Source organism: Halomonas sp. IOP_14, from assembly GCF_021021315.1.
GTDB classification, from domain to species: domain Bacteria; phylum Pseudomonadota; class Gammaproteobacteria; order Pseudomonadales; family Halomonadaceae; genus Vreelandella; species Vreelandella titanicae.
Genome location: NZ_JAINWD010000087.1, coordinates 1 through 5568 on the forward strand (window position 1 = coordinate 1; position 5568 = coordinate 5568).

At 45.7% G+C, this 5568-nt stretch carries 5 protein-coding genes and 1 pseudogene; 3 read left to right on the forward strand and 3 right to left on the reverse strand.

Annotation, left to right across the window (positions count from 1 at the left end):
• The coding region (locus tag K7H09_RS24025) for a hypothetical protein (RefSeq protein WP_330165628.1) at positions 1 to 553 on the forward strand (553 nt) is incomplete at its 5' end.
• A complete protein-coding gene (locus K7H09_RS24030) occupies positions 553 to 1113 on the forward strand; it encodes a hypothetical protein (protein ID WP_230806320.1) in 561 nt (186 codons plus the stop codon). The genes K7H09_RS24025 and K7H09_RS24030, both read left to right, overlap by 1 nt.
• 190 nt (positions 1114 to 1303) lie before the next feature.
• Here the strand turns inward: K7H09_RS24030 and K7H09_RS24035 are convergent, their stop codons facing one another.
• The 3 genes from K7H09_RS24035 to K7H09_RS24045 form a co-directional block, all read right to left on the reverse strand.
• The gene (locus tag K7H09_RS24035; RefSeq protein ID WP_230806322.1) at positions 1304 to 2776 is read right to left on the reverse strand and encodes an ATP-dependent nuclease; all 1473 of its coding nucleotides are present in this window, start codon (positions 2774 to 2776) and stop codon (positions 1304 to 1306) included.
• Between the two features lie 107 nt (positions 2777 to 2883).
• On the reverse strand, positions 2884 to 3546 hold the full coding sequence (locus tag K7H09_RS24040; RefSeq protein WP_230806324.1) for a hypothetical protein: 663 nt from the start codon (positions 3544 to 3546) through the stop codon (positions 2884 to 2886).
• A complete protein-coding gene (locus tag K7H09_RS24045) occupies positions 3546 to 4424 on the reverse strand; it encodes a nucleotidyltransferase domain-containing protein (protein WP_230806326.1) in 879 nt (292 codons plus the stop codon). Before K7H09_RS24045 ends, K7H09_RS24040 begins: the two co-directional genes overlap by 1 nt.
• Before the next feature lie 855 nt (positions 4425 to 5279).
• On the opposite strand from K7H09_RS24045, the pseudogene K7H09_RS24050 reads away from it, so the two are divergent.
• Positions 5280 to 5568 (forward strand): annotated as a pseudogene (locus K7H09_RS24050) (glycoside hydrolase); the annotation flags it as partial.

Sequence of the window (5568 nt, forward strand, 5' to 3'; positions counted from 1 at the left end):
AGCGCCAGCAACGAATGCTCGACCAGATCGCCGGGGGGATGGCGTGACGTTACGAATTCAGAAACCCCGCCGCCCTCGAGCACTGACCAAAAACGGCGCGCCCCGGGCAAAGCCCGTTGATTGGGAAGGGCAGGAGCAAGCCGTGCTGATCCGTTGGCTGTATGGCGAGAAGATGCGCGGCCAACCGGTAGGCGAGTTGTTCGATGCCACCTTCCATGTGCCCAACGGTGGCCACCGCAATAAGAAAACCGCGAGCGACCTTAAACGCCAGGGCGTGAAGGCGGGCGTTAGCGATCTCCCCGTGCGTCAGGCCCGCGGCGGTTGGTTTGGCCTGTACCTCGAGTTCAAGGCCACCCCGCCCAAGGATGCGCCGTTAGCCGATAGCCAATTCGAGTGGCTGGAAAACAGTGAGTACGAAGGCTATTGCGCGGTGCTGGCGCTAGGGCTCGAGGAGGCCAAAGCAGTGCTTAGGGAATACGCCAGTTGGCCCCGCACGCAAATACTGGGTGAACGGCTGGCGCTAGAGAGTGGTACCGAGTGGAGGAAGGGGTGATGACACAGCAGAAGGGGAGCCAGATGCAGTTTGATGATTGGAAGCGAGTAGCAAACCCCTGGCGTGTCGTGGAAGCGGCGAAGAGTGATGAACGAGCGCGTGATGCGGCCGTATCACGCATCATCGACACCATGCTGGAGCTGCAGCTTGATTACCGTCACGATAACCCTGGTTTTCAGCCGTTCAGTGTAACGGCCCTAGCAGGTGAGGTACCTGGCGGCGGTGGTCGTAGTGACCAGGCCATGTTGGCCGCGCTTCGCTACCACCCCCAAAGCCAGTGGCATAAGACCTGTGGTTGGTTGTTGGATCAACTGCCCAAACGCCAGGCCGCGGCCATGCTGATGCAGGCCGCCCGCATCCGTCCAGAGAAGATGGGCCATAGCATTTGGATGGTGACTGTCAGGCAGATGGTTGAACGGCAGGAGGTGTTGCTCAGGGCGCTGGGGCTGAATGAAGGCGTACGGCACTTTGAGAGTGTTGAGGCGTTGCAGGTAGCGGGTAAGCGGGCGCGTAAACGGTTGTGGCAGGTGTTGGCGGTGGAGGAGGTCGGGCGGGCTTAGATTGAATTGCGTTGGCCAATAATAATGGCCGACGCAATTACAATCTCAATGCCTTATCGAAGTGGTTAAGTAGGGACTTCTTTCGGCCTTTTAAGCGAGAATGTCATAACGCTAGCAACATGTGTGCCTATAAAAAGAGCCAAGTTTGCAATGTAATTGGCATCGCCATGTCTACAATTTTTGTGATCATTTAAGGTAATATATCTCCTATATTTTTAGCTAGCGAATTACAAAACTCTTCATTGTTTCTAATCCATAAAGAGAAAAAAGCACCCCTTACAATATCCTCACTCACAAAGCCAATTTCAATTCCAACTTGATTAAACAAAAGATGTGGATCTCTATTAGTTCGTATGACCTCAGCAACCTTCTCTCTAACCATTTCCTGTGATTCTGGCGACCGTTGACAGGAAACGGTTAACAAAGCCAATTGATCGTCTAAATGATCAAGTATATTTTCATAAACTTCAATTTCAGGCTGTCGTCCTGGTAACCTATATATTCCATTTCCATCGTCATCTTGTTGGGAAGAGTCTCCATCAATTATGCATACAGACCTGAAGGAAATGGCAGGATTGTTTTTATGTGATATGTGAGTGTTTACAGCGTTTCCATCACCTGCAACTGAATAAACTTCAACCTGGCCATACTTTTCACCCAATTTCTCTCTCAGTATTGCATCAACCCATTTCTTAGCAAAAACATCTTCAACGAATATAGCAACTGCTTTATCCACTCGACCTGAAACGGCTCGAAGGGCTTCTACATTCAACTTTCCCTGCTTAAGCTTGCCGTTGATGCAAGCCCAAATTGCTTCGTTTGGCAGTGGGCCAAGTGCGTAATCACTATGGGTGGTAAAAATTGCTTGAATACTTTTTCTTTCTGCAACATCAATTAAGTATTCAACCATCCTTTGCGTTGCAATTGGATGCAAACCATTTTCAATTTCTTCTATCAATATCAGCGAGTTATCAGGAGCAGCTTCAATTTCCTTAATCATTCGTATAATTGATGATTCTCCAGCCCCAAAATGAAACTCAGAATAGTCAACGCCATCACTATGCCCTACCAAAAAGCTGTCATTACCACCAATGTCTGCAACGCGAAAATTCTTAACGTCCTTGCCAAGTACATGCTCAACTTGAGTAGATACATCTTTGTCGATTCCGGAAATTGTGCCTTTATGATTATAAGTTGAGCGCATAAGCTTTTTGTACTTGCTTTTCTCTCCGGCAGGTACAGTACGCTCTATTCCGAAAAACATTGTTGGTCGATACAAAACATCAGATCTAATCCACTTCGCACTTTTAAACTTACTGTTTCTTCGTACCGATTGACGCTTACTCAGTGTCTTATCAACTGCTTCATACTCTGCTCGCCAGCCAGACATACTATTATCGCCAATTGCGCTCTTTGGAAAAAATAGCCCTGGCTTTATGGTTTTATATGCACAAGCCGCAGCACCAAGGATTGAAGATTTGCCACTCCCATTGGGCCCAATTAACGCTGTTACAGGAAAATCAAAAGAAACTGTTTCTCCTGAAAAACCCCTGATTTTATTTATGTCAATTCTTAATAGATATTTTCCATAATCTTGTTTTCTTACTTTATCTAGTAGTGCAATCTTTAACGAATTCCTGATTTCACTTCGCTCCATATTCATTTGATATCCTTGTATGTTTTGAGCAGATGTTGTTAATAATTTTTTAACACGTAGCGCTACGAAAAAATCGGAGCGCAGCGGGAAAGCTTTCCGATAGCAGCGCTTTATTAGCGTCGATTTTCATCTTCCGTTACGGGGTGCTCTCCCAACTCTTCCGGAAGTTCATCAAGTATTTCTTTTGCGTGATGCTCAAGAGCGATTTCACCCTTTGTTAATCTCTCTGTCCAATACCTGCCTACTAGTTTTTGCTTTGGCTTTTCAATGATCTTAAACACGGCTGTCCCATCATGAGGGATACTCCGTTCATTCAAGCTTAACCTAGACTTGCTGCTGTAGGAATATGCAAGGGTTTTAATTTGTCGATCCGGTTCGATAAGAAAACCCTCAGAATACGAAGAGCTTTCCATTTCACTTGTAAGCATCATGCAATGAATATGAAAGAAAGATTGTTTTACTGTGAGCATTACTGGTATGGGAAGTGGCTTTTCTCCTGTTTTGGGATTCTTCCAGTCAGAGTATATAAATCCTATCCAGCTTCCATTTAGATCTGGGAAAGGAACAAGCCACCCTCTAAAAATTTTAAGTTTCCAGCCCCATTTAACAAACACTGCAACTACTAGAAGATCAATAGTCACAACTTTTGGTATAAGCCCAAAAAAGTCATCAACTTTTGATAAGTCTAAACCACCAAAGTAGGCTAGAGTAAACCAAGCAATAGCTGAAATTACGACTAGAATATATAACGTACTCTTAAGTGTTATGTTACGCATTACTTGTATCCTAAATAGTTCCATGCCGATTTTGCAAAGTCGCGTCCATCCTCACGAGTCCATTTTTGGTTATTATGAAACAAAAAGAAGCACTCATTCACCTCCAACCAGCGACCAGATGCCGGCTCCTCATCACCTTGAAGGTTACTCCAGATATGGACAAGCATAGCTCTAAGGCGTTCTGTCCATGTTGGGTGAGAAAATACACTGTCTGGACAATTATAGGCTAAACATTCCATAAAAAATGATGGTAATTCACGAAATTTTCCATCTTGTGACATTGCATTTTCAATCCGCTTTAGCAGGCGCGCACCTTTCTTATAAGCATATCCGGTTCGATTATTCTTTGCTGTTCCATTTTCCTTTTGCTGGATTGGGTAGTTAACGATGCTGCTGCCATCGGCTTTAAATATCTTTGTTCCGTTTATCGATCCATGGCTCATGTAGTAGCGATAGCTAAAACATGGAACCACATCAGCATCAACGCGTGCTGAGTTAGAATTTATCTGTATTGCGGTAGAACCAGAAGAGTCTACATGGCCGGGAAATTTTGCATTCATAGCAGATAGGAGCTCTGCTCTTAACTTTGCTGGTGTCCAAATTCCTTCATATGGCCCGCTGGGCGTATGATTAGTATTTTCAGTTTTTTCCCAGTATTGACATTCAGTGCACTCTACCGCTATATCAACATCACTATCTGATCGCACATTAGTATTATTAGCATAAGACCCCTTCGCAAAAACCTTCAATGAACAGCCATTCAATGGCTCATGTGAGTCTATCGCTTGGCGAATCATCCGCTCCGTTCTATCCTGCTTATCCTGCTCCGTGCTACTTGAAGGCCCTGTCCACCCAGATAATTTATCTTCCAAACTCATTGCGTATCCTCTTAAGGCGATAATAGTTATTAGTCTGCTTGCTTACACATACCACTGGAACGAGAAAGTGCGTTCAATAATGTTGTTTTTCTTGATCGAACATATCACATTCTATTAAAATTCAGCACGTTAGATGAAAAACGATAACATGATGCCCAATCTCCGTGTGCGCTGCTTATCTCTCGATGAACGTGCTCATGGCCATATAAGGCATCCCCCCTTTGTATTGGTAACAGACCCTTAATTAACTAAATATAGGCTTCATGCTATACATTGGGAAGCTCAAATTCATCACTGCTTACACCGAAAGAGCTGTGTAAAAAAAACTATTTGCCTAAGTGTCGTGATTGAGGCAGTATTTTATCTAGGCTGCGCTAGCTGCGCGATTAGCCATCACTTCTTGAAGCCCTGCCGGTCACCCGGTGGGGCTTTTGCGTATCTACGTTTTATTTTTTCTTGGCAGCAAGATTGCCGCCGCCTGGGCAGTAGGGGTTAATGCTGCCTATCGGAGTTCTCGCCAGGTCGGCGTTCAGTAGTATTGCGCGACGTGGGCTGAGATTGTGATGTCTGTTCCGAAGATTTGCGATCTCGAAACTTGTTCCATGCTGATTTAGCTTTCTGCTGATTTTCTGGCTTACGCAGCCAATTTGCGGCCGCCATCATAATCCACTTTTTCATGCGATCCTCCAGGTTCCATTTGAGAGGTGTATTTGCGTCTGACCATTAGGCTATAGCTCAGTCATCCAAGACTGGCTAGCCCTTGTAACATTATTCAACGCTGCTGGCTGCTCTGCGTTCCTGTTTGTTTGATCCTTTCTGTCCGATTACTTCACGTCACCAATTTCTGAGGCTTCTATGTCTGCTCATTCTCCTACTCATTGGCTTGAGGAGGCGGAACTGCTGCGCGTTGAGCCAGTACCGCCAAGCGATACACGCGCCGGCAACGTGGCGGCCTTCCTCGATACATTGGCATTTGCCGAAGGTACGCCACGCTTTGGCAATCAAGACGGTTTTAATGTGATTGTCGGCGGTAAGACGTTCAGCAGTTACAACGATCACCCACGCCAGCTTGTTTGGCTTCCTGCTTATGAGATCCACTCCAGTGCAGCAGGTCGCTACCAGTTCCTGATACGTACATGGGATG

What these genes read in the sequence shown, in the direction of transcription:
- K7H09_RS24030 (WP_230806320.1), top strand. Translation starts at nt 553, where the DNA reads ATGACACAGCAGAAGGGGAGCCAGATGCAGTTTGATGATTGGAAGCGA.
- K7H09_RS24035 (WP_230806322.1), bottom strand. Translation starts at nt 2,776, where the DNA reads ATGAATATGGAGCGAAGTGAAATCAGGAATTCGTTAAAGATTGCACTA.
- K7H09_RS24040 (WP_230806324.1), bottom strand. Translation starts at nt 3,546, where the DNA reads ATGCGTAACATAACACTTAAGAGTACGTTATATATTCTAGTCGTAATT.
- K7H09_RS24045 (WP_230806326.1), bottom strand. Translation starts at nt 4,424, where the DNA reads ATGAGTTTGGAAGATAAATTATCTGGGTGGACAGGGCCTTCAAGTAGC.